Below are 26,905 nucleotides of genomic sequence, written 5' to 3' on the forward strand. Positions count from 1 at the left end.
CGCCTTTGCCGTAGACTGCGCGCCCATGAATTCCTCGCACATCCCCCTCAGGCAATTGCCTGCCACCCCCGCGGTCACCTGCTCCACCTGCGCCGCCTGCTGCTGCCAGCTGGAAGTGATGCTGATCACCGACACCGGCGTGCCCGAGCGCTTCATCGAGACGGATGAGTGGGGCGGCGACGTCATGGCGCGCCTGGACGACGGCTGGTGCGCCGCGCTGGACCGCGACACCATGCTTTGCAGCATCTACGAGAACCGCCCGCTGATCTGTCGCGAATTCGAGATGGGCGAGGCCGATTGCCTGGAAGAACGCCGGGGCATCGACAGCGCCTACGGGCGCGCGGTCTGACCGGTACCTGGCACCCGGAAGGGTCCCGGGCTGAAGCCCGGGCTACGCAAATGACGCGAAAGCGACAGGGCGTCGAGACCGCATCGCGAATGAATTCGCTCCCACAAACATCGCTCCTGGCACCGCTGGGCGAATGAATTCGCCCCTACGGAAATGCCACCCGGCGATTTATCCACAGGCATAAAAAACCGGGCGCCAGGCCCGGTTCTTCGTGTCGCTCGCGCTTAGAAGGAAACGCGGTAGTGCAGGCTGTAGGCCTCTACCCCATCGTTCGGCTGCTTGATGCCGGCGTTGGAATAGTGAATGGCACGGATGCCGACTTCCTGGTTGCTGAAACGCAGACCGGCGCCGATGCGGTCTTCGAACTGGAAGGAAGAGCCCAGCTCGTTGTTTTCCAGCTCGGTGTTGGCGAACAGAGCAACACCGATACCAGCCTCGACGTAGGGCTTCACGGTTTCGCCGGCGAACTCGTAGACGAAGACCGGAGCGAACGAAATGCTGTGGTTGCTGGAGGTCTCGTCACCATCCCAGTAGGTGTAGCCGGCATCCCAGTAACCGGTCAGGCGACCCACGTCGGTCTGGAACCAGCTGCTGGAGAAATCGAACTGGGTAGCGAGGCGATAGACCATGGTCGATTCGCCGGTCTGACCAACATCGAGAGAAACATCCGCCGCCTGCGCCGCAACACCTTGCCCCACGCAAATGGCCGCGATCGCGGCCATAGAGAACAGTTTCTTCATGGAAACTTCCTTATTCAGACTTAATCGACAGGTTCAAAACGTACGATTTGTAGCGATTATAGATACGTTTGGACTAAGAGAAAGATGGCTGCCGGCAAGTTCAAGGTTTTTTTACAAGCCGAGATTTGCCACGCAAACAGCCTCTTCACCCCACAGTTTCGGCAGCACATTCTGCAGCGCCGAAGGCTCGCCACTGCTCCAGAAACGGCAAGGTTGCACCGGTCCGCAAGCCAGCAGGTCACGGGCTTCGAGCAGCCGTTGCAGCTGCCTCGCCACGGCCGCGCCGGTGTCCACCAGGCGCACCGACTCGGGGACCATCCCGACCAGCAATGGGCGCAGGAAGGGGTAATGGGTACAGCCGAGGATCAGCGTATCGCACCCTTCCGCCAGCAGCGGCTGCACGTAGCTCCAGAGCAGCGCGCGGGTCGCCTCTCCATCCAGTTCACCCGCCTCGATGCGCTCCACCAGGCCCGGGCAGGGCTGGGTGACCACGCGCACGTCATTGGCGAAGCGATCGAGCAGGGCGGCGAACTTGGCGCTCTTGAGGGTGCCGGTGGTGGCCAGCACGCCGACCACGCCGGAACGGGTGGCGGCGGCGGCGGGCTTTACCGCCGGCTCCATGCCGACGATGGGCAGCTGTGGATAACGCTCCCGCAGGTCCGCGACCGCCGCCACGGTGGCGGTGTTGCACGCCAGCACCAGGGCCTTGGCGCCCTGCTCCAGCAGGAAGCGGGTGATCGCCAGGCTGCGCTCGCGGATGAACTCCTGGCTCTTCTCGCCGTAGGGGATATGGCCACTGTCGGCCACGTACATCAGAGATTCGCTCGGCAGCAACGCGCGGATTTCGCGCAGCACCGACAGGCCGCCGACGCCGGAGTCGAAGACGCCGACGGGAGCCTGGTCAGGCATGCGCGTTCCCGCAGACGCTGCAGCCCGGGTCGCGCTTGACCCGCAGTTCGCGGAAGCGGCCACCGAGGGCGTCCACCAGCAGCAGGCGGCCGACCAGGGGCTCACCGAAACCGGCCAGCAGCTTGAGCGCTTCGAGGGCCTGCAGGCTGCCGACCAGCCCCACCAGCGGGCCGACCACACCGGCTTCGCTGCAGGTCAGCTCGGCTTCGCTGCCATGGCCGTAGAGGCAGTGGTAGCAGGGGCTGTCGTCGCGGCGCGGGTCGAACACCGAGAGCTGGCCTTCGAGGCGGATCGCAGCGCCGGACACCAGCGGCTTGCGCGCGGCCACGCAGGCGGCGTTGACCGCCTCGCGAGTGCCGAAGTTGTCGGTGCAGTCGAGCACCAGGTCCACGGCCGCGACGGCCTTGGCCAGGGAGTCGACGTCCAGCGCGGCGCGGTGCGGCACCAGGCGCACCTCGGGGTTGAGCGCGGCGAGGCGGGCCATGGCCGAGTCGACCTTGGGCAGCCCGACGCCGTGGCTGTCGTGGATGATCTGGCGCTGCAGGTTGGTCAGGTCGACGCTGTCGAAATCCGCCAGGTGCAGTTCGCCGACGCCAGCGGCAGCCAGGTAGAGGGCGACGGGCGAGCCGAGGCCGCCGACGCCGACTATCAGTACGCGAGCCGCCTTCAGGCGCAGCTGGCCGTCGACGTCGATCTGCGGCAGGAGGATCTGCCGGCTGTAACGCAGGAGTTCTTCGTCGCTCAGCATGGCAGCCGCCCCAGGCTGATGCGCTCGTGGCCGCCGAGGTCGCGGCGGCTTTCCACCGCCTCGAAGCCCTGGCGGGCCAGCAGTTCGCGCACGGCGGCGGCCTGGTCGTAGCCGTGCTCCAGCAGCAGCCAGCCACCGGCATTCAGGTGAGCGGGGGCCTCGCTGACGATCAGGCGGATGTCGTCCAGCCCGTCGGCGCCGGAGACCAGGGCGCTGGAGGGTTCGAAGCGCACATCGCCCTCGTCCAGGTGCGGGTCGCGGGCGGCGATGTAGGGCGGGTTGCTGACGATGAGGTCGAAGCGCTCGGCGCCCAGGGTGGAGAACCAGTGGCTCTCGCGGAATTCGACGTTGTCCAGCTGGAGCCGCACGCGGTTGCGTTCGGCCAGGGCCACGGCGTCGTCGATACGGTCGACGCCGATCAGGCGCCAGAGCGGGCGCTCGCAGGCCAGCGCCAGGACGATGGCACCGCTGCCGGTGCCGAGGTCGAGCACGCGGGCGGGGGCCGCCGGCACCAGGGCCAGGGAGGTTTCCACCAGCAACTCGGTGTCGGGACGAGGGATCAGGGTGTGCGGGGCGACTTCCAGGTCCAGGCTCCAGAAGCCCTGGCGACCGAGGATATAGGCGACCGGCTCGCCGTTGCGGCGGCGCGCAAGGTAGCTCGCGTAGAGCTCGGCAGCCTCACCGCTGACCACGCGCTCGGGCCAGGTGTGGAGGAAGCTGCGCGGCTTGCCCAGGGCGGCGGCGAGCAGCAGCTCGGCGTCCAGGCGGGCGCTTGGCGAGTCCGGCAGGCGGGCCTCGCTGAGCAGGCTGGCGATGATGGTCACGTCAGTCCCCCAGGGCGGCCAACTGGTCGGCCTGGTATTCGGCGAGCAGCGGTTCGATGACCGACTCGACACTGCCGGCGAGTACGTCGTCCAGCGCGTAGAGGGTCAGGTTGATGCGGTGATCGGTGACCCGGCCCTGTGGATAGTTGTAGGTGCGGATGCGCTCGGAACGATCCCCGGAGCCCACCAGCAGCTTGCGGGTCTCGGAGATTTCCTTGTGGGCGGCGGCTTCCTGCTGGTCGTTCAGCTTGGCCGCGAGCCAGGCCATGGCCTTGGCGCGGTTCTTGTGCTGGGAGCGCTCTTCCTGGCACTCGACCACGATCCCGCTGGGGATGTGGGTGATGCGCACGGCGGAGTCGGTCTTGTTCACGTGCTGGCCGCCGGCGCCGGAGGAGCGGTAGGTGTCGATGCGCAGGTCCGCCGGGTTGATCTCGATGGCGGCCTGTTCGTCCGGCTCGGGGAGCACGGCGACGGTGCAGGCGGAGGTGTGGATGCGGCCCTGGGATTCGGTTTCCGGCACCCGCTGCACGCGGTGCGCACCGGACTCGAACTTGAGCTTGGCGTAGACGTTGTCACCCTCGACGCGGGCGATCACCTCTTTATAGCCGCCGTGCTCGCCCTCGTTCTCGGAGAGGATCTCCACCCGCCAGCCCTGGCGCTCGGCGTAGCGCGAGTACATGCGGAACAGGTCGCCGGAGAAGATCGCCGCCTCGTCGCCACCGGTGCCGGCGCGGATCTCGAGGAACACGTTGCGGCCGTCGTTGGGGTCCTTGGGCAGCAGCATGCGCTGCAGGCGGGCCTCCAGTTCGACCAGTTGCTCGCGGGCCTGGGCGACTTCTTCTTCGGCCATCTCGCGCAGGTCCGGGTCGCTGTCCTTGAGCAGCGCCTGGGCGCCTTCGAGATCGGACTGCACCTTGCGGAACTCGCGGAAGGCGAGGATGACCGGCTCGACCTCGGCGTATTCCTTGGAATAGGCGCGGAACTTGGCCTGGTCGCTGATGACTTCGCCATCGCCGAGCAGGGCCGTGAGTTCCTCGAAACGGTCCTGGAGGATGTCGAGCTTCTTGAGCAGTGACGCTTTCATTGGGCTTGCTTGTCCGTGCCCTCGTCGAGGGCGAAGAGTTCCTGGGCCACGGCGAGCGCATCGAAGCGGCCGTCGGCAGAGAGTTTTTTCAGCTGCACGCTGGGCGCGTGCAGCAGCTTGTTGGTGAGGCCACGGGCGAGCTGGGCCATGACGTCCTCGGCGGAGCTGCCGTTGGCCAGCATGCGCTGCGCCTTGGCCAGCTCCTCGTCCCGGGTGCGCTCGGCCTGCTGGCGGTAGGCGCGCAGCACGTCCACCGCAGCCAGCTCGCGCAGGCGCTGCATGAACTCCTGCACGCCGCTGCCGACCAGCTCCTCGGCGGCCTGGGCGGCGCCCTGGCGGCTCTTGAGGTTCTCGGCGACCACTTCGTGGAGGTCGTCAACGGTGTAGAGGTAGACGTCGTCCAGTTCGCCGACCTCGGGCTCGATGTCGCGGGGGACGGCGATGTCGACCATGAAGATCGGCTTGTGCTTGCGCTGCTTCAGCGCGCGCTCGACCGCCCCCTTGCCCAGGATCGGCAGCTGGCTGGCGGTGGAGCTGATGACGATGTCGCTGTTGACCAGCTCGTCGGGGATATCGGCCAGCAACACCGCGTGGGCACCGAACTGCTCGGCGAGCATGCTGGCGCGCTCCAGGGTGCGGTTGGCGACGACGATGCGCTTCACGCCCTGCTCGTGCAGGTGGCGGGCGACCAGGGTGATGGTCTCGCCGGCGCCGATCAGCAGCGCCTGGCTGCGGTGCATGTCGGTGAAGATCTGCTTGGCCAGGCTGACCGCGGCGAACGCCACGGAGACCGGGTTCTCGCCGATCGCGGTATCGGTGCGCACGGTCTTGGCGGTGCTGAAGGTGGCCTGGAACAGGCGCCCCAGCAGCGGGCCGACGGTGCCGGCCTCACGCGCCACGGCGTAGGCGGATTTCATCTGGCCGAGGATCTGCGGCTCGCCGAGGACCATGGAATCGAGCCCCGAGGCGACGCGCATCATGTGGCGGACGGCGGAGTCGTCCTGGTGCACGTAGGCGCAGGCGCGCAGTTCTTCGAGGCTGAGGTTGTGGTAGCCGGCGAGCCAGGCGAGGACCTCGTCGGCGGAAACCTGGTCCTGCTCCAGGTAAAGCTCGCTGCGGTTGCAGGTGGAGAGGATCGCCGCCTCGCGACTGGGGGTGAGGCGACACAGCTGCTGCAGGGCCTCGACCAGTTGCTCGGGGGTAAAAGCCACGCGCTCACGCACATCCACGGACGCGGTTTTGTGGTTGATACCGAGGGCAAGAAAGGCCATGCAGGGTCGCTAACGAAATCAGGAGGCGCGCAATTGTCCTCCTTCGACAGATTGAGAACAACCACCGCTCGCTATTGTCACAATCACCATGAACCCGCCCGACAATGTATCGGCCCTTGCCCCATGGGCTTGCCCAGCCGCTTGTGTCATGATGCTCCGACCGCAGGTTAGTCGCCTTTTCCCCTATGAATAAATCCTTCGCGTTGCTGACCGCCCTCCTGCTCGTCGGCGGTTGCCAGACCCTGGCCCCTTCCTCCCCGGACGGTACGCCGCCGGTGGAAGACACCAGCCAGGCGCCCGAATCCAAGCCGGAAGTCTATGGCTCCTTCAGCCGCGACACCCTGTTCGCCCTGCTCTCGGCCGAAGTGGCCGGGCAGCGCAATCGCTTCGATATCGCCCTCGGCAACTATGTCCAGCAGGCCAATGCGACCCAGGACGCCGGCGTAGCCGAACGCGCCTTCCGCATCGCCGAGTACCTGGGTGCCGACCAGGCCGCGCTGGACACCGCGCTGATCTGGGCGAAGAACGCCCCGGACAACCTCGACGCCCAGCGCGCCGCCGCCGTACAGCTGGCCCGAGGCGGCCGCTACGACGAATCCATGACCTACATGGAGAAGGTGCTACAGGGCCAGGGCGACACCCATTTCGACTTCCTCGCCCTCTCCGCCGCCGAGACCGACCCGGACACCCGCGCCGGCCTGCTGCAGAGCTTCGACCGCCTGCTCGCCAAGTACCCGGACAACAGCCAGCTGGTGTTCGGCAAGGCCGTGCTGCTGCAACAGGACGGCCGCACCGAAGAAGCCCTCGCGCTGCTGGAGGACATCCCTTCCGACGACCAGCAGATCCCGCCGATCCTGCTGCGCGCGCGCCTGCTGCAGAGCCTCGACCGCACCGACGAAGCCCTGCCTCTGCTGCAGAAGGGCATCAAGCAGCACCCGGACGACAAGCGCCTGCGCCTGACCTACGCCCGCCTGCTGGTGGAAGAGAACCGCCTGGACGAGGCCAAGTCCGAGTTCGCCGGCCTGGTGCAGCAGTTCCCCGATGATGACGACCTGCGCTTCTCCCTGGCGCTGGTGTGCATGGAGGGCGAGGCCTGGGACGAAGCCCAGGTCTACCTCGAGGAACTGGTCGACCGGGGCAGCCATGTGGACTCCGCCCACTTCAACCTCGGCCAGGTCTACGAGAAGCGTGGCGACAAGGAAAGTGCGCTGATCGAGTACGGCCTGGTCGGTGCCGGCAACGACTACCTGCCGGCCCAGCTGCGCCAGACCGAGATCCTGCTCGACGCCAACCGTCCCGACGAGGCCGCCGCGCACCTGGACAAGGCTCGCGAGGCCCAGCCCGACTACGCCATCCAGCTGTACCTGATCGAGGCCGAAAGCTTCGCCGAACGCCAGCAGCCTGACCGCTCCTGGAAAGTCATCCACCAGGGCCTGCAGCAATTCCCGGACGACCTCAACCTTCTCTATACGCGCGCGATGCTCGCGGAGAAGCGCGGCGACCTGGCGCAACTGGAGCGCGACCTGCGCTTCATCCTCGAACGCGAGCCGGAAAATGCCATGGCGCTCAATGCCCTCGGCTACACCCTCGCCGATCGCACCACGCGCTACGAAGAAGCACGCCAGTTGGTGGAGCAGGCTCACCAGCTCAAGCCGGATGACCCCGCCATCCTCGACAGCCTCGGCTGGATCAACTTCCGCCTGGGCAACATGGACGAGGCCGAGCGCCTGCTGCGCCAGGCCCTGAAGGAATTCCCCGATCACGAAGTGGCGGCCCACCTGGGCGAAGTGCTCTGGACCCGCGGCAAGCAGAGCGAAGCGCGCGAAGTCTGGTCCGAAGCCCTCAAGACCCAACCCGACAGCCCGATCCTGCGCGGCACCCTGCAGCGCCTGACCGGCTCCGAGACCCTCTGATCCATGCGTCTACGTTCACTGCTAGCCGCCGGCGCGCTGCTCCTGCTCACGGGCTGCGCCGGCCTCACCTCCCACGAGACCGTTGAAGGCCAGGGCGACCCGGCCCAGTGGAAAGCCCACAAGGAACAGGTCGCCGCCCTCGACGGCTGGCAGATCGCCGGCAAGGTCGGCATCCGCGCCCCGCGTGATTCCGGCAGCGGCACACTGTTCTGGCTGCAACGCCGCGACTACTACGACATCCGCCTCTCCGGCCCGCTGGGTCGTGGCGCCGCCCGTCTCACCGGGCACCCGGGCGCCATCACCCTAGAAGTCGCCAACCAGGGGCGCTACGAAGCCGAATCCCCCGAAGCCCTGCTGGAAGAACAGCTGGGCTGGCGCCTGCCGGTTTCCCACCTGCAATGGTGGGTGCGCGGCCTGCCCGCCCCGGACAGCAAGAGCCGGCTGACCCTGGACGGCAAGAGCCACCTGGCGCGCCTGGAGCAGGACGGCTGGCAGGTCCAGTACCTCAGCTACGTGGAGCAGAACGGCTTCACCCTGCCCGAGCGCATCAAGCTCAAGGGCGCCGATCTCGACGTCACCCTGGTGATCAAGGACTGGCAACCGCGCCAGCTCGGCCAGTAGGCACGCCATGCAGGACGCACAGCTGATCCTCCCGGCTCCGGCCAAGCTCAACCTCATGCTGCATATCCTCGGCCGCCGCGCCGATGGCTATCACGAGCTGCAGACCCTGTTCCAGTTCCTCGAACACGGCGACGAACTCGGCTTCGCCCTGCGCCAGGATGGCGAGATCCACCTGCGCACCGACGTGCCCGGCGTGCCCCATGACAGCAACCTGATCGTCCGCGCCGCCAGGCGCCTGCAGCAGGAATCCGGCACCTCCCTCGGCGCCGACATCTGGCTCGACAAGCGCCTGCCCATGGGCGGCGGCATCGGTGGCGGCAGCTCGGACGCCGCGACTACCCTCCTCGGCCTCGACCACCTGTGGCAGACCCACTTGGGCGAGGATCGCCTCGCCGAACTGGGCCTGGCCCTGGGCGCCGATGTACCGGTATTCGTACGCGGGCGCGCCGCCTTCGCCGAGGGCGTCGGCGAGCGCCTGCAGCCGGTCACCCTGCCCGAACCCTGGTTCCTCGTCGCCGTACCGCAAGTCTTTGTCAGCACAGCAGAAGTTTTCACCGATCCCGAGTTGACACGGAATACGCCGCCCATTAATCTTCGCAGCCTTCTTGAGGGGGGCGGTCGTAATGACTGTCAGCCGGTGGTCGAGAAGCGTTACCCGGATGTTCGTAACGCGCTGATCCTGTTGAATAATTTCACAGCAGCTAGACTGACCGGCACTGGAGCTTGTGTGTTTGGGAGCTTCCCAAACAAGGACGATGCTGATAAAGTCGCCCGCCAACTTCCAGCCACTCTGCCGAATTTCGTCGCGCGAGGAAGCAACGTCTCGATGTTGCACCGCAAGCTCGGAATCCTGGCTTGAAAGAAGTGTTGCAAGTCCTCCGGTTATACCGATACAGGGGCGTCGCCAAGCGGTAAGGCAGCAGGTTTTGATCCTGCCATGCGTTGGTTCGAATCCAGCCGCCCCTGCCATAACCCTCCAAGGGTTCGGTACGACAAGGTCTTGCAAAGAAAGTTGAAACAGATAGGGGCGTCGCCAAGCGGTAAGGCAGCAGGTTTTGATCCTGCCATGCGTTGGTTCGAATCCAGCCGCCCCTGCCATACACGAGAAAGCTGTTCAAAAAGCACCCGTGCATTTTGAACAGCTTTTTATTCATCAGGTCCACCCTCAGCCGGCAGGTACTGCGCGTGTCCAAGATGATGGTCTTCACGGGGAACGCCAACCCCGATCTGGCGCGTCGCGTCGTACGTCAATTGCACATCCCCCTCGGTGATGCCTCCGTAGGCAAGTTCTCCGACGGCGAGATCAGCGCTGAAATCAATGAAAACGTTCGCGGTAAGGACGTCTTCCTGATTCAGCCCACGTGCGCGCCCACCAACGACAACCTGATGGAACTGGTGGTGATGGCTGACGCCTTCCGCCGTTCCTCGGCGTCCCGTATCACTGCAGTGATCCCCTACTTCGGCTATGCCCGCCAGGACCGCCGCCCGCGTTCCGCTCGCGTGGCGATCAGCGCGAAGGTAGTGGCCGACATGCTCACCGTGGTCGGCGTCGACCGCGTGCTGACCGTCGACCTGCACGCCGATCAGATCCAGGGCTTCTTCGATATCCCGGTAGATAACATCTACGGCTCCCCCGTTCTGGTGGATGACATCGAAGACCAACGCTTCGACAACCTCATGATCGTCTCCCCGGACATCGGTGGCGTCGTGCGCGCTCGCGCCGTAGCCAAGTCCCTGGGCGTCGATCTGGCGATCATCGACAAGCGTCGTCCCAAGGCCAACCAGTCCGAAGTCATGCACATCATCGGTGATGTGGATGGCCGTACCTGCGTCCTGGTCGACGACATGGTCGATACCGCCGGCACCCTCGGCCACGCCGCCAAGGCCCTGAAGGACCACGGCGCCGCCAAGGTCTACGCCTACTGCACCCACCCGGTGCTGTCGGGCCGTGCCATCGAGAACATTGAAAACTCCGTGCTGGACGAGCTGGTGGTGACCAACACCATCCCCCTGTCCGCCGCGGCACAGGCCTGCTCGCGTATCCGCCAACTGGATATCGCGCCGGTCGTGGCTGAAGCGGTCCGCCGCATCAGCAATGAGGAATCGATCAGCGCGATGTTCCGCTAAGGACATCCCTGACGAAAACGCCCCGCTCCGGCGGGGCTTTTTTGCCTAACCGCCCAAGATGCTGGTCGCAAGCACTCGGGGCGGTTTGGCTATTTTGGAGAAACGTAATGACTGATTTTGCCCTGAATGCCGAAGCGCGTTCCGACCTGGGGAAAGGTGCGAGCCGCCGCCTGCGTCGTAATGCCAACCTGGTTCCCGCCGTGATCTACGGTGGCGAGAAAGCCCCGCAATCCGTAAGCCTGCTGGCCAAAGACCTGGCCAAGCTGCTGGAAAACGAAGCTGCCTTCAGCCACGTGCTGTCCCTGAACGTTTCCGGCAAGACCGAAACCGTTCTGATCAAGGCCCTGCAGCGTCACCCCGCCAAAGGCTTCGTACTGCACGCTGACTTCCAGCGCGTCGTCGCCGGCCAGAAACTGACCGCCCACGTGCCCCTGCACTTCCTGAACGAATCGACCGCCGTTGGCGTGAAGACCGGTGGTGGCGAGATCTCCCACACCATCTCCGAAGTCGAAGTCTCCTGCCTGCCGAAAGACCTGCCGGAGTTCATCGAAGTCGACCTGGCCAAAGTCGAACTGGGCCAGATCGTTCACCTGTCCGACCTCAAACTGCCGAAAGGCGTTGAGCTGGTCGCACTGGCGCACGGCAACGACCTGGCAGTGGCCAACATCCACGCCTCCCGCGTTGTGAAAGACGAAGAAGAAGGCAAAGCCGAGTAATCACTACTCGCCAGCCTGAGGAAGGGCCCCTGTCGTGACTGCCGTACAACTGATCGTCGGCCTGGGTAATCCAGGCCCTGAATACGACCAGACCCGGCATAACGCAGGGGCCCTTTTCGTTGAGCGCGTGGCGGACAGCCAGCGCGTCAACCTCTCCCTCGACAAGAAATACTTCGGCCTCGTTGGCAAGTTCAGCCACCAGGGTCGCGACGTTCGCCTGCTCATCCCCACCACCTACATGAACCGCAGCGGCCAGTCCGTGGCGGCGCTCGCCGGCTTCTTCCGCATCCCGGTCGACGCGATCCTGGTGGCCCACGACGAACTCGACATGCCTCCCGGCGTCGCCAAGCTCAAGCAAGGTGGCGGGCACGGCGGGCACAACGGGCTGCGCGACATCATCGCCCAGCTTGGCAACCAGAACGGTTTCCACCGCCTCCGGCTCGGCATCGGCCACCCGGGGCACAGCAGCCTGGTCTCCGGCTTCGTCCTCGGCCGCGCACCGCGCAGCGAACAGGAAAAGCTCGACTCCAGCATCGACTTCGCCCTCGGCGTGCTGCCGGAAATGCTCGCAGGTGACTGGACCCGCGCGATGCAGAAGCTGCACAGCCAGAAGGCCTGATCACACCTCTTTCATCGCCAATCGGCCCGAGGGACATAGCATGGGATTCAACTGCGGCATCGTCGGCCTGCCCAACGTCGGCAAGTCCACCCTGTTCAACGCCCTGACCAAATCCGGCATCGCGGCGGAAAACTTCCCCTTCTGCACCATCGAGCCGAACAGCGGCATCGTGCCGATGCCCGACCTGCGCCTCAACGCGCTGGCCGAGATCGTCAAGCCCGAGCGCGTGATCCCCACCACCATGGAATTCGTCGACATCGCAGGCCTGGTTGCGGGTGCCTCCAAGGGTGAAGGCCTGGGCAACAAATTCCTCGCCAACATCCGCGAGACCGACGCCATCGCCCACGTCGTGCGCTGCTTCGAAGACGAGAACGTCATCCACGTCTCCAACAGCGTCGACCCCAAGCGCGACATCGAGATCATCGACCTCGAACTGATCTTCGCCGACCTCGACAGCTGCGAAAAGCAACTGCAGAAGGTCGCGCGCAACGCCAAGGGTGGCGACAAGGACGCCCTGGCGCAGAAAGCCCTGCTGGAGAAACTCATTCCCCACTTCAGCGAAGGCAAGCCAGCGCGCTCGCTGCTGAAGAACCTGGGTGACGACGAGAAGCGCCTCGTTCGCGGCTTCCACCTGCTCACCAGCAAGCCGGTGATGTACATCGCCAACGTCGCCGAGGACGGCTTCGAGAACAACCCGCACCTCGACGTGGTCCGCGCCATCGCCGAAGAAGAGGGCGCCATCGTGGTACCGGTCTGCAACAAGATCGAAGCCGAGATCGCCGAGCTCGACGACGGCGAAGAGAAGGACATGTTCCTCGAAGCCCTGGGCCTCGAAGAACCAGGCCTGAACCGCGTGATCCGCGCCGGCTACGACCTGCTCAACCTGCAGACCTACTTCACCGCCGGCGTGAAGGAAGTACGCGCCTGGACCGTGCGCATCGGCGCCACCGCCCCGCAGGCCGCCGCCGTCATCCACACCGACTTCGAAAAAGGCTTCATCCGCGCCGAAGTGGTCGCCTATGACGACTTCATCCAGTTCAAGGGCGAAGCCGGTGCCAAGGAAGCCGGCAAATGGCGCCTGGAAGGCAAGGAATACATCGTCAAGGACGGCGACGTGATGCACTTCCGCTTCAACGTCTAAGCCCTCCCCGCTTTACCCGAAGCCCCCTGCGGACCTGCTCCGCCGGGGGCTTCGTGCTTCAGGCCGCCTCCCCCCGCTGCTCGAACACCTCCCGCGCCACCGCCAGGCCGTTCAGCGCGGCCGGGAAGCCGGCGTAGACGGCCATCTGCATGATCGTCTCGATGATCTCCGTGCGGCTGGCGCCGACGTTCAGCGCGCCGTGCACGTGGACCTTCAGTTGCGGGGCGGCGTTGCCCAGGGCGGTCAGGGCCGCCACCACGGCGATCTCCCGGCTCTTCAGGTCAAGCCCCGGGCGGGAATAGATGTCGCCGAAGGGGAACTCCACCAGGTAGCGCGCAAAGTCCGGGGCGATGCCCGCCAGGCTCTCCACCACCCGCTCACCGGCCTCGCCGTCGATCTCCTTCAGTTTCGCCAGCCCACGCTGGTAGCGGCTCTCGTCATTCATCTGCGTTGCCCTTCTCGGTTGATGGCTCCAGCGCCAGGGCCTGCTCGCACGCGCGGTAATGCTCGATCTTCGCGTGCAGCGCATCGGCGGCCTGGCGCATCGCCTCGATCTCGGCCAGGACCTCCGCAAGGTGGCCCTCCAGCATCTGGCGACGCGCCGGCACCGTCGGGTCCCCGGCGCTCCTCAGCGCTGCGAACGCCTGCATCTTGCCGATGGGCATGCGGGTCGTGCGCAAGCGCAGCAGGAACTCGATCCAGGCCATGTCCGAAGCCGCATAGCGCCGCTGCCCGCCCGGCGCCCGGCCCACCGGGGCGATGAGCCCGATGCGCTCGTAATAACGCAGGGTGTGAGCCGTGAGCCCGGTGCGCCGGGCGACTTCGTCGATGCTGAGATGAGGTTCCATGGGGCGATCCTAGAAGTTCGAGCGCGCTCTAAGTCAACCCTTTGCCGGTGCCACGTCGCCCAGGGCATCTCTAAAAACGTAGGCGAGGCAGTCAGCGCAAGGCGCAACGACCAAAGGGAGTAACAGCCGAAGGCTGGCCCGAAGGGCGCGCATCAGCGCGTCAAACAGGCGAGAAAGCGCAGTTTACGTGCGGTAAATGAGCATTTTGATCGGACTCGCGCACGAGCCTGTTTTTAACGCCGCGATGACAACGCAGGTAGTTTTTAGAGGTGCCCTTCAACGCCGGCGAAAACGCAGGGGCAGGCCCTGGCAATCCTCCCCGAAACGCCCCTGGTGCCAGCCCAGCTGGCCCGACACCAGCGTGGTGCGCACCGCGTGGCGGAAGGACCGGCCCTGGAACGGCGTCCAGCCGCATTGCGCGTGGATCGGGTCCGCCTCCACCGGCCGGGGCTCGGCCAGGCGCTCCACCAGCACCAGGTCCGCCCAGTACCCCTCGCGCAGGTAACCCCGCTGCTCGATGGAGAAGCGCTCCGCCACCGCGTGGCTGGTCTTGTGCACCAGCAGCGTCAGCGGCAGCAGCCCGTCGGCCACCAGCTCCAGCAGCGCCGGCAGGCTGTGCTGCACCAGCGGCAACCCGGCGGGCGCCTGGGCGTAGGGCCGGGCCTTCTCCTCCAGGGTGTGGGGCGCGTGGTCACTGCCGATCACGTCCAGCCGCCCGTCCAGCAACGCCCGGCGCAGGGCATCGCGGTCGGAGGGCGCCTTGATCGCCGGGTTGCACTTGATCAGGTGGCCCAGACGCGGGTAGTCCCGGTCATCGAACAGCAGGTGATGCACGCACACCTCGGCAGTGATGCGCTTGCCCGGCAGCGGCCCGGGGATGAACAGCTCCAGCTCCCGCGCCGTGGTGATGTGCAGCACGTGCAGATCGGTGTCGAAGCGACGGGCCAGCGCCACCGCCCGGCTGGAGGAGCGGTAGCAGGCCTCCGCATCGCGGATCAGCGGGTGCGCCTCGGGCGGGATGGCGTCGCCGTAGTCGGCCGCCCATTGCGCCTCGCGCTCGCGGATGCGCGGCGTGTCTTCACAGTGGGCCAGCAGCAACGTCGGGCAATCGCGGAACAACCGCTCCAGGGACGCCTCGTCGTCCACCAGCAGGTTGCCGGTGGAGGCGCCCATGAACACCTTCACCCCCGCCACCCGCTCCGGGTCGAGCCGGGCCACGGTGTCGAGGTTGTCCCGGCTCACACCGAAGTGAAAACCGTAGTTCACCGAGGAACAGGCCGCCGCGCGGCGCTCCTTCGCCGCCAGCGCCTCCAGGTCCAGGGTCGCCGGCTGGGTGTTGGGCATGTCCATCACGCTGGTCACGCCCCCGGCCAGCGCCGCGCGGGATTCGCTGAGGAAGGTGCCCTTGTGGGGCGCGCCCGGGTCACGGAAGTGCACCTGGTCATCGATCATCCCCGGCAGCAGGTACTGGCCGTTGGCGTCGATCACCCGCACGTCCGGCCAGGCGCCGATGCTGCGGTCGATGCGTTCGATACGGCCGTTGTGCACCAGCAGGTCGGCCTCCCACTCGCAGCCTTCGTTGACCAGGCGGGCATTGCGGATCAGCAGGTGGTGCATGGCTGGAACTCGTTCTGCAGGGCCTGGTAGCCGGGCCCCAGGTCGATGGGGACAAGGGCCACCGGCTCGGATGGGTGGGCCGGCACGCCAGGCTCGGGCGCTGCGCACGTCACCCGCAGCCCCGCGCTGGACAGCTGGTTGTAGAAGCACGAACGACGCCCGGTGTGACAGGCCGGGCCGGCCTGGTCCACCTGCAGCAGCAGCGCATCGCCGTCGCAATCCAGGTGGGCGCTGACCAGGTGCTGCACATGCCCGGAGGTGTCGCCCTTGCGCCACAGGCAGCGGCGCGAGCGCGACCAGTAGCACGCCCACCCCTCCTCCAGCGTGGCCCGCAGGGACTCGGGGTTCATCCACGCCAGCATCAGCACCTCGCCGCTGTCGTATTGCTGCGCCACGGCGGCGATCAGCCCATCGGCACGCCAGGGAATGGCCGCCATCACCGCCTCCAGATCCCGCCCGGTGCCGGCCGGGCTCCGCTCCAGTTGCAGCCAGACGCTCATGGCGCCAGCGCCTGCAGCAGCCGCTCGACGTTCTGCCGGTACATGCCGAGGTACGTGCTGGCCGGGCCCTCGGCCGCCAGCGCATCGGAATACAGCGTGCCGCCCACCCGCGCGCCGGCCTCCTCGGCGATCTGCTTCACCAGCCGCGCATCGCGGATGTTCTCCACGAAGATGGCCCGCACGCCCTCCGCCCGCAGCTGGCGGATCAACCCCGCCACCTCGGCAGCGGAGGGCTCGGCCGCATCGCTCACGCCCTGGGCCGCGAGGAACTGCAGGCGCCACTCCTGGGCGAAGTAACCGAAGGCATCGTGGCTGGTCAGCACCCGGCGCCGCTCCGGCGGCAGCGCCATCAGGCGCGGGGCGATGCTCTGGCGCAGCGCCCCCAGCCGGCCCAGCCAGGAGTCCCGCCGTGCCTCGAAGGCCGCCGCGCGGGCCGGCACCAGCTGCACCAGCGCCTGGGTGATGTTGCGCGCGTAGATCTCCGCATTACCCAGGCTCTGCCAGGCGTGGGGGTCCACCAGGCGCTGGTCGTCCTCCAGCACCGTCAGCGGTACCACGCCCTTGCTTGCGTCGACGCGCGCGCCGCGCGCCTCGCCGTTGGCCAGCAGGCGCTCCAGCCAGGGCTCGAAGCCCAGCCCGTTGGCGATCACCAGGTCAGCCTCCAGCACCGCCCGCACCTGGGCCGGAGCGGGCTCGAAGACATGGGCATCGGCATCCGCCCCCACCAGGTTGGTGAGCTGGATGTCGTCCCCGCCGATCTCGCGGGTGATGTCCGCCAGGATGCTGAAGGTGGTCACCACCCTCACCTTCTCCGCGGCGGACAGTGAAACGGGCAGGCACAGCAACAGCACAACGCACAGGCGCATGAACATGCGGGGGCTCCTCAACAGGGCACGGGAAGGGGCGCGCGTCGCAGCAAGCCGTGGACCGGCCCGACGAACACCGAAATCAGGTAAGCGAGCCCCGCCAGCAACACGATGCAGGGCCCGCTGGGCAGGTTGGCGTGGAACGACAGCAACAGCCCCAACCACACGCAGCTCGCGCCGATGCCCGCCGCCGTCAGCAGCAGCACCGGCAGGCGCCGGTTCCAGAAGCGCGCGGCAGCGGCCGGCAACATCATCAGCCCCACCACCATCAGCGCACCGATGGCGTGGAAGCCGGTCACCAGGTTGAGCACCACCAGCGCCAGGAACAGCGCATAGGCCGGCGCCCCGAAGCGGCTCACCCCACGCAGGAACACCGGGTCGAAGCTGTCCCAAAGCAGCGGGCGGTAGATCAGCGCCAACAGCGCCAGGCTCGTGCCGGCCACCGTCAACATGCTGCGCAGCGTCTCGCCGTCCACCGCCAGGGCCGAGCCGAACAGCAGGTGCAGCAGGTCGATCCGGCGCCCGGCCAACCCCAGCAACAGCACCCCGCCCGCCAGGGAAATGGGGTAGATGGCCGCCAGGCTCGCATCCTCCCGCAGGCCGGTGCGGCGGGTGATCCACGCCGCCAGCCCGGCCATCCCCAGCCCCGCCACCAGGCCGCCGAAGGTCAGCGCCGGCAGGCTCAGGCCGAAGAACCAGAACGCCAGCGCCGCACCGGGCAACACCCCATGGGAAATGGCATCGCCGATCAGGCTCATGCGCCGCAGCATCAGAAACACCCCGAGCGGCCCCGCGCTGCACGCCAGCGCCACCCCGCCCAGCAGCGCCCGCTGCAAAAAAGCGAACTCCGCAAAGGGTTGCCAGAGCGCCGCGAGCATCAGGCCACCCGCTGGCGGGTCGATGCCGGCAGCAGCACCCGGCTGGCGCCATGACGGCAGCCGTCAGCGCGGATCAGCAGGCAGCGCGGCAGGCGCTCGCGCACTGCCTCCAGGTCATGGCAGACCACCAGTTGCGTGCGCCCCTCCCGCTGCCAGCGGGCGATGCGCTGCCAGAGAATCGCCTGGCCCTCCGCGTCCAGCGCCGCGTCGGGCTCGTCCAGCAACAGCAGCGGCGCGTCCATCAGCTCCAGCCGCGCCAGCAAGGCCCGCTGCAACTCCCCGCCGGAAAGCGCCAGCAGCGGCTGGTCGGCCAGCGCCTCCAACTGCCAACCCGCCAGGGCCGCCTCGCAGCGCCGGCGCCGCTCCGCCCGGCTCAAGCGGCTGCGCCACAACCCCGCCATCGCCAGCTCCCCCAGGCTGAGGGGGAACTGCCGGTCCAGCGCCTGTTGCTGCTGCAGAAAGCCCACCACCCCCAGGCCCGCCGCCCCGACGCTCACCCGCCCCGCCAAGGGGCGCTGCAAACCGGCGATCACCCGTAGCAGGCTGCTCTTGCCGCACCCGTTGCGCCCCACCACCGCCGTGAGGCTACCGGCCGGCAACGCCAGGGAAAGCGGCGGCGCCAACGGCCGCGCAGGCGGCCCCCATTGCAAGGCATCGAACTGAAGCATCGTCAGGTCCAGGGCGTGGGAGAAAGGGCTGTAGGAAAGCGCAAATGTTATAAAGTAACAAATTGCGCTTCACAACCCATTTCCCGCGCACGCCCCCCCCTTTTCCAACCCGAACGCCAACCGGCACCCACCGCTAAGCGGTTGATCGCCCTTCGAAAAATTCTGAAAAGTGGGGTTGACAGAGGCAGGAAGCGAGAGAATAATGCGCGCCACGTTGGCTACGTAGCTCAGCTGGTTAGAGCATAGCATTCATAATGCTGGGGTCCGGGGTTCAAGTCCCTGCGTAGCCACCATACAAAACAAAGGGTTAGCTTCGGCTAACCCTTTGTGCTTTCTGGGGTGTTCATTTTTTGACGCCTCCCTGCCTCGATTAATCAATCGCTCGGCCAGTTTGGTTGTTCATGTGATATGAAACCCCTCCTAGTGGGAACAATCGACACATGTGCGAAGCGGTTTCCCGGCAATACAGTTTCTTCGGTGGCACGCAGCAACCTACTAAAAACCTTTGGATCTTTACGAGAGATGCAGAGGACTAGCTACCGGTGTAGCTGCAGCATTTTGCGATAGCCGACGAGAGAAATTAAATAGTCTGTTTATAATCGCAGTAACAATCGCTCTGGCAGAACTTTCACGACTCTCACAGCGCATAGCAACTCGCCGACATCTAATAAGATCCAACCAACCCAACACGATAAATTTATTTCCACAACCTAAAAACAGCCCTCAAAGCAAAGGTCCGAATACGGACCTTATTTCAAAAATACTATTTGGCAGCCAAACAATAACTATCTAGCATTGCGCAACGCCTTAGCGGTAAGGATTGTATATTTTTCTATTTCAGCTCTATTTTTTCTATAGTAACCATCCTTACTCCTTATTACACGCCCCGCCCTTTGAATAAGTTCAGAAGCCTGCTCTAACAAATCTCTTGCAAGCTTCACATCATCAACACCCTTAGAGTGATGATATCTACCTATCCCCATTCTCAATAGGCAAAGCGCTTCTGGCTTACCAAGCTCATTAGCCTTACGAAGAGCTTTATCCCCCTCAGGAATACTACCAAGATGATAATTTGCTAACGCTAAAGTCATATGAGCATCAGAATTACTAGCATCAAGCTCAGTAGCTTTTTTTGCCATCTCCAGTGCCATATCCGGCCGATGGTATTTGTTAAGCAAGAACCACGCATATCGATCATGTAGAGCAGCATTTACCGGGTCATCCATTATGGCGAGTTCATAGTATTCGTACGCTGTATCATTCTGACCTTTCTCTACTGCAATCTTCGCTGCCTTGGCGTACTGACCCCGGAAAGCTTCAGCCACACGATCAGAGCGATACTCTTTGTCTATTTTTTCTTTTTCAAAAGCAGCCTCGTCTGTATATCTAGCCCAGTCACGAATTATTTCGCGCTCACTCGTGGAAAGCTTGGATAATTTCTGCCTAAAGAAATTGGCAGCCAGCTCAACTATTTCAAGCTCGTAGGAGTCACCATAACTAGTCATAGTTGCAAAATATGTTTCATCCAAACCTTCCTGGAAGGCTGTATGCTGAATACCTACGACTTGACATATGCACCCAACCGAAAAGCTATCGACAGGGCAAGCAATAGACACCAAAACCATAAATACTTTACGCTGGAGCTCACTCATCCGAGCCCATGCATCCTCATACAAAAACTCCAAGAGCTCGTCATTGGATTTCTTGAATATATTGGAAACCCCTTCATCAATTCCCATGCCAGATCTAGCAATGTATTTAACAAGGGCATCCAGAAGGAGTGGCTTGAACGACAACTGCTCGCTAACTGCGCGCAAGCGGCGCTCACCAGCTTGTAGAAGAGCTCTAGCTTTATACTCCTCTGCTAGACGCTTCAGTAAGCGTACAGACTCTTCCGCTGAGAGAGCCGAGACATGAATAGGCGTTGCCTGAACGAACTCTCGACGCCTTGAAGTAATTAAAACCCTGCCAATTTTCCTCGATACCGCCTCAAAAAACTCTGCCAAATACTCCATATCCTGGGTGGAACTTGCCAGTGTTTCCGTATTATCCAATACAAGCAAAATATCATCTCGCCGATAACCCTGCCCGGCCAACTCCCCCTTCACCTTATCTATAAGTGAATCGCCTTCCAACTTATACCAATCTTTACTAAGCACATCTTGAAGGCAGAAAATAACCTCTCTAATGCAGTCCTCTACGGCGGTCGAGATCCCGCGAAAATGTGTAATCCCCTGATCGGTCCACTTTGTCATTTTTGCCGTATGGTAGCTTATTATCTCCGGAGCACCCGACTTAATATCTACCTCCCCACTAAGCAATTTATTTAAAAACTCAAGAACAAGCGTAGTTTTCCCGTACCCACCATCACCATAAACCAAGCAAGTACGAGACTCCCCAACATCCTCCAGCCATAACCTCAGCTTATCAAGCTCCTTCTTGCGGCCTTCAAATGTATCTGTCTGTCTTGTAGGGACATTATTGAAAACAGAAAATTTCAAATTTTCGCAGACTACATCCGCAAGCTTAAATCTGTTAGTTTTAAGAAGACCATTACTTGAAAAAATATTTGCAGCCTGCAGTTCAACTACGAAATCATCCGCAGAATCCCAAGACAGAACCTGCCCCGACAGTTTCCAAGCTCCCTTTTTACAAGCAACTTTTATTACCACTACAGGGCGACCATTCCATACTAACGGAGTGGTAACTTTCATACCATTAAATCTATTATCCAGATCAATCTCATTAATTTGATCACGGTACGTAGGTAATGCATCAATAAAAACCGTTATTGCGCCCTCGACAAAACCATCAAGCTTAACCGCCCACTCTCGAATGTTTTGTTGGTCAACTACACCATGCCCGGTTTTCTTATTCCTAAACTCAACCCATTCATTCATACAATTAACGAAAGCTTTCTGACTGCTGCCTACTCTTTCATACCATCCTTTTAAAAACTGTGGCTCTATATGTGACCTAACAACAGGAACTAATTTGTCGATAACTTCAACAGGCAAACCATCGGAAGGCTGAAGAAATCTAGCCGCAAAATCATCTAGAGTTCGATCATCGTCCTCCGAGGGAGTTAGTCTTTTAACAATCTCTAATGTAGAAAGAGCAGCGACCTGCAGAATTGATCTCAATACAGAATTCAGGTAATTGAATTTTTCCGTATCATTCGCCAGGTTTCGAGCACGCAACAACTCAGCTCTATACATATCTTTCATAACACCACCCCCTTATTTTTTTCAAATCTCTGCATTACTCATTTCAACGAGCACCACACCTATCCCCCATAAAACCCATAATTACTCCCTACACCGTGCAGCAAAAATTTTATTGACGCCATATTCAAGAAAATACAAAGACACGAAAACAGAAAAGCCTGTCCGCTATATAGGCGGCTAGAGAGTGGTCTTTAGGAGGGTAAGTTACAAAACAGCGCGCCATGCCATGCTCCAATCCGATTCCATTCGTGGCAGAACGCCATGACAGACACTAGCGCGGTCCCCCATTACCCGTAAATACCCTGGGGACATACCTTAGGCGTAGAGCCCTGACAGTGAGCCTGACCAAACCAAGGAGCGGTAACGATGAAAGCAGCATCCCTAGCCCTCACCTTCCTACTTGCGGCCCTCGCGCTGCCCTCCTCCGCTGATGAGTCGAAACCTCTGGCCACTCAAGCCGGAGAGGCCGTGCAGCCCTATGCCAAACAGATTGGCCAAGCCATTGACCGAACCGTGATGGAGTTCTTCGCCGGCTCCGATGGCCCAATGGGCGACGCGGCACGCAGCAATCTCAAGATGCAGGAGCAAGCCGAGCGCCAGGCTAATCGCGGCACGCGGAAGCCGATGAAGGAATGCATCAAACCCGGGAACGTGATTGATGATGACGTGAAGGAGTGTATGGAGGGGTTAAGAGAGCGGGATTGGTGACTCAGCAAATTGATACAACTGAGGGCTCTGTCCTCTGTTGCTGTGCAACACAGCCAAAGGATCAGCAGTCGCCAGAGTTAGAGCCGCACGGGCTAATTGTTCAGCCTGATCGTTGCCCCGAGTGACTCCAGCGTGTGTATAAGCGCGCCCGCCGCTTCCACGCTGGTGACTTCGATCTGTTCGATCTCTCTCTTTCGTATGGCACGAGCGAGGCGCTTAAGTTCTGTGCCCCGCAGTGTGGAGCACAGGGAGAGCCGCTGAACAAAGGCCTCCAGATTCCAGCCATTCACTGAGGCCCAGGCCGCGTCATCGGACCAGGACTCAATCTGCAGCACGGGCATGTTCCAAGCTCCTTCCTTGGGTGTGTTCTTGGCATCAACCCAAAGCGAGACAACGTTGCACTCGCTTTGAGCCAAATTGTGAAGCGGCGGGATCATAACGCTGACGGAGTTTGAATTCGCCACCCCGCTCTTCCCAACACCTCTTGATCTTTTATTCGGTTGATCGATTCACCTCGGCGCCAAAGGCTCCGTGCTGCGCGGCGAATCGCCTCCATCAATCTCTCCCAGCGTTGTAATCCTCAGCCGAAGCCCAAAGACCTTAATCAGACTTCCGACTTGGGTAACATCTTCTGAAGTGACGAGTCGGTAACTCCAGCTCTGTACCGCGTGAAAAGAAGCGTCGGTTCATCTCACTCCTCAACTGCTGGCCCCCTTCCCTGCCCGGCCACCCGTGCGGCTTCCGGGCGAAGGTTTCGCGCAGGTAGAGGCCGGCAGGTAACGCCAAGCCCCAGCGCCCTTGAACATCGACCCAGGGTGCGCGTGCCCTCAGCGTCATGACGGGCACCGCATGCAGTGCTCCCGTGGACGACGGCACAAGCAGGCAAAGCAGGCGCAACTCTCTGCGCCCGCGAAGCTTCCGGACATTGCCTTTCATGAGTCCCCCATCACCCCCGGCCCTGTCGCTGCGCAAATGCATTCAGGCCCAATTGGTCGATTCGTCGCAGCGCCGCGGCTTCATAGGTACCCGTGTCATGCAGCGCATCCACGTAACCGGTGAAGCGCATGAACTGTGCGAACGCACGATCCGGGTCCGCGTAGCGGATGATCCGCAGCAGAATCAGCAACTGGTGGACGGTGGTCTTATTCATTCGCGTAGTCCCCTGCGCTGAAGACCGTCTTGCCCTGTTCCAGGTCGCTGCGAATGCGATGGAGATTGATCACCCGACGACGCCCGATCTTTACGGTGGGGATCGTTCGGGTCTCGACCCAGCCGCGCACCACGTCCTCGGTGATCTCCTCGATGCCGCACATTTCAGCCAGCACCTGCTGCGTGCAAAACGGCGCACAGCGGAAATCGTTCATTCGCTCGGGCTTTGCGCCCTTGCTGAACCTCACTACTCCAGACTGTTCCATAAACACTCCCTATAATTAGGCGCTTCGTGCGTATCGAAATGCACAAAGTACACATGTCGATATTACACACTTGAGCCGAACCTCAAAGATGGGAAGCTTCCGGTAGCAATGTATGAATGAAGGAATCACAGACCGAGGACTTCAGCTGCTTGAGATGGCCAGCATCAAGGCACTGACCGAGGCAGGGAGCACGGAATACGTGCGCTGGCAGAACATCAAACGCGGCCGCGCGCGGATGGGTGCCAATGAAATCGAGATCCTCGGACGCGTTTATCCCCAGTACCGCTGGTGGCTGATCACCGGCGAGGTAAAGCCAGACCAAGGACAAACCAGCCCCGAACACGACGGCCTGATCGCCCCGCCCTCCCTGGGCTAGCTCACCTTTCCCGACTCGGTGCACAGCTCATGCGGCACCGAGCCGTTCCCCCTCCAGGCCGCCCGGCCTTACTTCCACTCTCCCCTTCTGCGCGCGGCCAACTGCTCATGCAGGGACCAGGCGACGGCGTAGGGCTGTTCGCGCCGGCTGAAGGTGGCCCCTGCCTGGTGCCAGTGCGCTTCATCCAGCCCGCTGCGGGCGATTTCGTGGGCGAGTGCTTCGATCTGCCGTTCGAGCGTGCTGCCCAGGCCGGCGGTGACGGTGAGGGGCAGGCCGAACAGCGGCCGCCCGATGAAGGCGGGGTAGCGCTCCACCGGCCCATCGAGGGCGGTGGCCTGGATGCCCAGCAGGACGATACGGCCCTCGGCATCCACCACCTCCAGCCCGTACGAGCCGCCATCGCTCAGGGCCCAGCCGTCGAGGCGCTGGAGGGGGTAGGCCAGGCGGGGCACCTGGGTGAGGTAGAGGTAGCCGGCGGCTGCGGCACTGGCGGCGAGGGCCAGGGTGAGTGAGGTGATCCATAACGCGCGTTTCATCGAGGCCTTCTTGCGGGTGGGCGAAGCCTACAGGGCGCGGGGCCTGGCTGGCCAAGGTGGCTCGTCGAGGCGCTGAAAGCGGAACTGGCCGGTCATCCCCCCGGCGGGAAAAAGTTGTACAAGCCTATTGCGCAAACTTATACGCAGCAGTAGAAAAACTGTACAAATCAATTCAATGTACAGCTTTAGAGGACTCCACCATGCCGGCCTACCGCGCGCCGCTCCGCGACATGCGCTTTGTGTTCGATGAAGTACTCGATGCCTATACGCACCTGCAGGCGTTGCCGTCCCAAGGGGAATTCGGCACGGACCTGGGCAGCGCGATCCTCGAAGAGGCGGCGCGCCTGGCTGAGGGCGTGCTGGCCCCGCTGAACAGCTCGGGCGACAAGGAAGGCTGTCATTACGACCCGGCGACCCGCGCGGTGAAGACGCCCGCCGGGTTCCGCGAGGGCTACCGCCAGTTCGCCGAAGGTGGCTGGACGGCGCTGGCCTGCCCCACCGAGTTCGGCGGCCAGGGCCTGCCCCATGTGCTGAACATGATGGTGGAGGAGATGGTGTGCTCGGCGAACCTGTCGCTGGGCATGTACCCGGGCCTGACCCACGGCGCCATCAACGCGCTCTCCGCCCACGGCACCCGCGAACAGCAGGAGGCCTACTTGCCGAAGCTGATCAGCGGTGAGTGGACCGGCACCATGTGCCTGACCGAGCCGCAGTGCGGCACGGACCTGGGGCTGATCCGCACCCGCGCCGAACCCCAGGCGGACGGCAGCTACGCGCTGAGCGGCACGAAGATCTGGATCACCGGCGGCGAGCACGACCTGGTGGAGAACATCGTCCACCTGGTGCTGGCCCGCCTGCCCGATGCGCCGGCCGGGGTGAAGGGGATTTCGCTGTTCCTGGTGCCCAAGTTCCTCGCCGATGGCAGCCGCAACCCGGCGTTCTGCGGGGGGCTGGAGCACAAGATGGGCATCAAGGGCTCGGCCACCTGCGTGATGAATTTCGAGGGTGCCAAGGGCTGGCTGATCGGCGAGCCCCACAAGGGCCTGCGCTGCATGTTCACGATGATGAACTCGGCACGCCTGATGGTCGGCATGCAGGGCCTGGGCATTGCCGAGAACGCTTACCAGATCAGCCTGGGCTTCGCCCGCGAGCGCCTGCAGAGCCGCTCCCTGAGCGGGCCGAAGGCGCAGGACAAGCCGGCCGACCCGATCCTGGTGCACCCGGACGTGCGGCGCATGCTGCTGCGCCAGAAGGTGATGATCGAGGGCAGCCGCGCGCTGGCCTACTTCACCGGCCTGCATCAGGACATCGCCCACGACCACCCCGACGCCGAGGTGCGCCAGCAGGCGGACGACCTGGTGCAGCTGCTGACACCGGTGGTGAAGGCCTTCCTCACCGATGAGGGCTTCGCCTGCGCCAACGAGGGCCTGCAGGTGATGGGCGGTTCCGGCTTCACCGAGGACTGGGGCATCGAGCAACTGGTGCGGGACTGCCGCATCACCCGTATCTACGAAGGCACCAATGGCATCCAGGCGCTGGACCTGGTGGGCCGCAAGCTGGCCCTGGGCGGCGGCCGTGCGGTGCGTGGCTTCTTCCAGTTGGTGGGTGAGTGGCTCAAGGCCAACCCCGAGGCGGCCCACGTGGCCAAGGTGGACAAGGCGCTGCGCCAGTTGCAGCAGGCGACGATTTGGCTGGCCACCGAAGGCATGAAGGACCCGGAACAGGCCGGCGCCGCCGCCACGCCCTACCTGCGGCTGTTCGCGCTGACCGCGCTGGCCTGGCTGTGGGCCCGCATGGCTCAGGTGGCCCAGGCCAAGCTGGACGCCGGCAGTGAGGAAAAAGCCTTCTACGGCGCCAAGCTGAAGTCCGCCGACTTCTACATGACCCGAACCCTGACCGAGACCGACGGCCTGCTGGCCGAGGTGATGGCGGGCAAAGCATCCCTGATGGCGTTCAACGAGGACGAGTTCGCCGCATAGCCAACCCTCCCCCTCCGTATGCGCACGCCGGCAATCCCTCCTCTTTTTGATTGCCGGTTTTTTTGCCTGGCATTTGGTCGGCCCGCAGGGTAGCGCCAGGCAGGTTGGGCAGTCGTAGGGTGGGCTTCAGCCCACCAGCGGAGCCATGCCGGATGCCCATGGTGGGCAGGAAAAGCATCGCGAATGAATTCGCTCCCACGGGGTGCGTCATGGGGCCATGGGGTG

28 protein-coding genes, 3 tRNA genes and 1 pseudogene are annotated in these 26,905 nt (G+C 63.4%); 14 read left to right on the forward strand and 18 right to left on the reverse strand.

The window, feature by feature from the left end; translation table 11 throughout:
* Positions 1-25: 25 nt before the first annotated feature.
* Positions 26-349 carry a YkgJ family cysteine cluster protein gene (locus PHLH3_RS25470; protein WP_111260982.1) on the forward strand — a complete coding sequence of 108 codons (324 nt, stop codon included), beginning with the start codon at positions 26-28 and terminating at the stop codon, positions 347-349.
* Positions 350-573: 224 nt separating this feature from the next.
* On the opposite strand, the gene PHLH3_RS25475 is transcribed toward PHLH3_RS25470, so the two are convergent.
* The 6 genes from PHLH3_RS25475 to hemA form a co-directional block, all read right to left on the reverse strand.
* On the reverse strand, positions 574-1,089 hold the full coding sequence (locus PHLH3_RS25475; RefSeq protein ID WP_213626264.1) for an acyloxyacyl hydrolase: 516 nt from the start codon (positions 1,087-1,089) through the stop codon (positions 574-576).
* 111 nt (positions 1,090-1,200) lie between these two features.
* A complete protein-coding gene (murI, locus tag PHLH3_RS25480; RefSeq protein WP_213626265.1) occupies positions 1,201-1,998 on the reverse strand; it encodes a glutamate racemase in 798 nt (265 codons plus the stop codon).
* Complete coding sequence (locus tag PHLH3_RS25485) at positions 1,991-2,746, reverse strand: molybdopterin-synthase adenylyltransferase MoeB (protein ID WP_213626266.1); 756 nt, start codon at positions 2,744-2,746, stop codon at positions 1,991-1,993. The genes murI and PHLH3_RS25485 overlap by 8 nt, the downstream gene beginning before the upstream one ends.
* Positions 2,740-3,570 carry a peptide chain release factor N(5)-glutamine methyltransferase gene (prmC, locus tag PHLH3_RS25490; protein ID WP_213626267.1) on the reverse strand — a complete coding sequence of 277 codons (831 nt, stop codon included), beginning with the start codon at positions 3,568-3,570 and terminating at the stop codon, positions 2,740-2,742. The genes PHLH3_RS25485 and prmC overlap by 7 nt, the downstream gene beginning before the upstream one ends.
* Position 3,571: 1 nt before the next feature.
* Complete coding sequence (prfA, locus tag PHLH3_RS25495) at positions 3,572-4,654, reverse strand: peptide chain release factor 1 (RefSeq protein ID WP_173172545.1); 1,083 nt, start codon at positions 4,652-4,654, stop codon at positions 3,572-3,574.
* Positions 4,651-5,925, reverse strand: a complete 1,275-nt coding sequence (gene hemA / locus PHLH3_RS25500) for a glutamyl-tRNA reductase (protein ID WP_111260988.1) — start codon at positions 5,923-5,925, stop codon at positions 4,651-4,653. Before hemA ends, prfA begins: the two co-directional genes overlap by 4 nt.
* A gap of 185 nt (positions 5,926-6,110) precedes the next feature.
* Here hemA and PHLH3_RS25505 point away from each other — a divergent pair, with 185 nt between their 5' ends.
* The 9 genes from PHLH3_RS25505 (at position 6,111) to ychF (ending at position 13,062) form a co-directional block, all read left to right on the forward strand.
* Positions 6,111-7,838, forward strand: coding sequence for a tetratricopeptide repeat protein (locus tag PHLH3_RS25505; protein WP_173172543.1), 1,728 nt, complete (start codon positions 6,111-6,113; stop codon positions 7,836-7,838).
* A 3-nt stretch (positions 7,839-7,841) separates the two neighbouring features.
* Positions 7,842-8,459, forward strand: a complete 618-nt coding sequence (gene lolB, locus PHLH3_RS25510) for a lipoprotein insertase outer membrane protein LolB (protein ID WP_213626268.1) — start codon at positions 7,842-7,844, stop codon at positions 8,457-8,459.
* A gap of 7 nt (positions 8,460-8,466) precedes the next feature.
* Complete coding sequence (ispE, locus tag PHLH3_RS25515) at positions 8,467-9,318, forward strand: 4-(cytidine 5'-diphospho)-2-C-methyl-D-erythritol kinase (RefSeq protein ID WP_173172539.1); 852 nt, start codon at positions 8,467-8,469, stop codon at positions 9,316-9,318.
* Positions 9,319-9,353: 35 nt separating this feature from the next.
* A tRNA-Gln gene (locus tag PHLH3_RS25520) sits at positions 9,354-9,428 on the forward strand.
* Between the two features lie 54 nt (positions 9,429-9,482).
* Positions 9,483-9,557, forward strand: a tRNA-Gln gene (locus tag PHLH3_RS25525).
* A gap of 87 nt (positions 9,558-9,644) precedes the next feature.
* The gene (locus PHLH3_RS25530) at positions 9,645-10,586 is read left to right on the forward strand and encodes a ribose-phosphate pyrophosphokinase (RefSeq protein ID WP_021220434.1); all 942 of its coding nucleotides are present in this window, start codon (positions 9,645-9,647) and stop codon (positions 10,584-10,586) included.
* Between the two features lie 107 nt (positions 10,587-10,693).
* Complete coding sequence (locus tag PHLH3_RS25535; RefSeq protein ID WP_213626269.1) at positions 10,694-11,302, forward strand: 50S ribosomal protein L25/general stress protein Ctc; 609 nt, start codon at positions 10,694-10,696, stop codon at positions 11,300-11,302.
* A 34-nt stretch (positions 11,303-11,336) separates the two neighbouring features.
* Positions 11,337-11,921 carry an aminoacyl-tRNA hydrolase gene (pth, locus tag PHLH3_RS25540; RefSeq protein WP_111260993.1) on the forward strand — a complete coding sequence of 195 codons (585 nt, stop codon included), beginning with the start codon at positions 11,337-11,339 and terminating at the stop codon, positions 11,919-11,921.
* 40 nt (positions 11,922-11,961) lie between these two features.
* Positions 11,962-13,062: a redox-regulated ATPase YchF gene (gene ychF, locus PHLH3_RS25545; RefSeq protein ID WP_111260994.1), complete on the forward strand. Its 1,101-nt coding sequence runs from the start codon at positions 11,962-11,964 to the stop codon at positions 13,060-13,062.
* Positions 13,063-13,120: 58 nt separating this feature from the next.
* Here the strand turns inward: ychF and PHLH3_RS25550 are convergent, their stop codons facing one another.
* The 7 genes and pseudogenes from PHLH3_RS25550 to PHLH3_RS25580 all read right to left on the reverse strand — a co-directional run bounded on the left by PHLH3_RS25550 (position 13,121) and on the right by PHLH3_RS25580 (position 18,439).
* Positions 13,121-13,507, reverse strand: coding sequence for a carboxymuconolactone decarboxylase family protein (locus PHLH3_RS25550; RefSeq protein ID WP_043245635.1), 387 nt, complete (start codon positions 13,505-13,507; stop codon positions 13,121-13,123).
* Positions 13,500-13,910 (reverse strand): MerR family transcriptional regulator, encoded by a 411-nt coding sequence (locus PHLH3_RS25555; protein ID WP_213626270.1) that lies wholly within the window; start codon positions 13,908-13,910, stop codon positions 13,500-13,502. Before PHLH3_RS25555 ends, PHLH3_RS25550 begins: the two co-directional genes overlap by 8 nt.
* A gap of 276 nt (positions 13,911-14,186) precedes the next feature.
* Positions 14,187-15,527, reverse strand: a complete 1,341-nt coding sequence (locus PHLH3_RS25560; protein WP_213626271.1) for a dihydroorotase — start codon at positions 15,525-15,527, stop codon at positions 14,187-14,189.
* 131 nt (positions 15,528-15,658) lie between these two features.
* Positions 15,659-16,027: pseudogene (gene hisI, locus PHLH3_RS25565) on the reverse strand (phosphoribosyl-AMP cyclohydrolase); the annotation flags it as partial.
* Positions 16,024-16,893 carry a zinc ABC transporter substrate-binding protein gene (locus PHLH3_RS25570; RefSeq protein WP_213630684.1) on the reverse strand — a complete coding sequence of 290 codons (870 nt, stop codon included), beginning with the start codon at positions 16,891-16,893 and terminating at the stop codon, positions 16,024-16,026. The pseudogene hisI and the gene PHLH3_RS25570, both read right to left, overlap by 4 nt.
* Positions 16,894-16,910: 17 nt before the next feature.
* Positions 16,911-17,771 (reverse strand): metal ABC transporter permease, encoded by an 861-nt coding sequence (locus PHLH3_RS25575; RefSeq protein ID WP_213626273.1) that lies wholly within the window; start codon positions 17,769-17,771, stop codon positions 16,911-16,913.
* Complete coding sequence (locus tag PHLH3_RS25580) at positions 17,771-18,439, reverse strand: ATP-binding cassette domain-containing protein (RefSeq protein WP_213626274.1); 669 nt, start codon at positions 18,437-18,439, stop codon at positions 17,771-17,773. The genes PHLH3_RS25575 and PHLH3_RS25580 overlap by 1 nt, the downstream gene beginning before the upstream one ends.
* A gap of 216 nt (positions 18,440-18,655) precedes the next feature.
* Between PHLH3_RS25580 and PHLH3_RS25585 the strand changes: the two genes are divergently transcribed.
* A tRNA-Met gene (locus PHLH3_RS25585) sits at positions 18,656-18,732 on the forward strand.
* Between the two features lie 492 nt (positions 18,733-19,224).
* On the opposite strand, the gene PHLH3_RS25590 is transcribed toward PHLH3_RS25585, so the two are convergent.
* Positions 19,225-21,666 (reverse strand): ATP-binding protein, encoded by a 2,442-nt coding sequence (locus PHLH3_RS25590; RefSeq protein ID WP_213626275.1) that lies wholly within the window; start codon positions 21,664-21,666, stop codon positions 19,225-19,227.
* 366 nt (positions 21,667-22,032) lie between these two features.
* On the opposite strand from PHLH3_RS25590, the gene PHLH3_RS25595 reads away from it, so the two are divergent.
* Positions 22,033-22,374 (forward strand): hypothetical protein, encoded by a 342-nt coding sequence (locus tag PHLH3_RS25595; RefSeq protein ID WP_213626276.1) that lies wholly within the window; start codon positions 22,033-22,035, stop codon positions 22,372-22,374.
* Between the two features lie 92 nt (positions 22,375-22,466).
* On the opposite strand, the gene PHLH3_RS25600 is transcribed toward PHLH3_RS25595, so the two are convergent.
* The 3 genes from PHLH3_RS25600 to PHLH3_RS25610 all read right to left on the reverse strand — a co-directional run bounded on the left by PHLH3_RS25600 (position 22,467) and on the right by PHLH3_RS25610 (position 23,789).
* Complete coding sequence (locus PHLH3_RS25600) at positions 22,467-22,715, reverse strand: hypothetical protein (protein ID WP_213626277.1); 249 nt, start codon at positions 22,713-22,715, stop codon at positions 22,467-22,469.
* A 605-nt stretch (positions 22,716-23,320) separates the two neighbouring features.
* A complete protein-coding gene (locus PHLH3_RS25605) occupies positions 23,321-23,524 on the reverse strand; it encodes a hypothetical protein (protein WP_213626278.1) in 204 nt (67 codons plus the stop codon).
* The gene (locus tag PHLH3_RS25610; protein ID WP_213626279.1) at positions 23,517-23,789 is read right to left on the reverse strand and encodes a DNA-binding protein; all 273 of its coding nucleotides are present in this window, start codon (positions 23,787-23,789) and stop codon (positions 23,517-23,519) included. Before PHLH3_RS25610 ends, PHLH3_RS25605 begins: the two co-directional genes overlap by 8 nt.
* A 154-nt stretch (positions 23,790-23,943) precedes the next feature.
* Here PHLH3_RS25610 and PHLH3_RS25615 point away from each other — a divergent pair, with 154 nt between their 5' ends.
* Positions 23,944-24,165, forward strand: coding sequence for a DNA-binding protein (locus PHLH3_RS25615; RefSeq protein ID WP_244862939.1), 222 nt, complete (start codon positions 23,944-23,946; stop codon positions 24,163-24,165).
* Between the two features lie 68 nt (positions 24,166-24,233).
* Here the strand turns inward: PHLH3_RS25615 and PHLH3_RS25620 are convergent, their stop codons facing one another.
* Entirely contained in the window at positions 24,234-24,701 is a 468-nt protein-coding gene (locus PHLH3_RS25620; RefSeq protein ID WP_213626281.1) for a hypothetical protein, read from the reverse strand.
* A 200-nt stretch (positions 24,702-24,901) separates the two neighbouring features.
* On the opposite strand from PHLH3_RS25620, the gene PHLH3_RS25625 reads away from it, so the two are divergent.
* On the forward strand, positions 24,902-26,680 hold the full coding sequence (locus tag PHLH3_RS25625; protein ID WP_213626282.1) for an acyl-CoA dehydrogenase C-terminal domain-containing protein: 1,779 nt from the start codon (positions 24,902-24,904) through the stop codon (positions 26,678-26,680).
* Positions 26,681-26,905: the final 225 nt, after the last annotated feature.

The sequence above is a fragment of the Pseudomonas sp. Pc102 genome, assembly GCF_018408275.1.
Classification (GTDB): Bacteria; Pseudomonadota; Gammaproteobacteria; order Pseudomonadales; family Pseudomonadaceae; genus Metapseudomonas; species Metapseudomonas tohonis.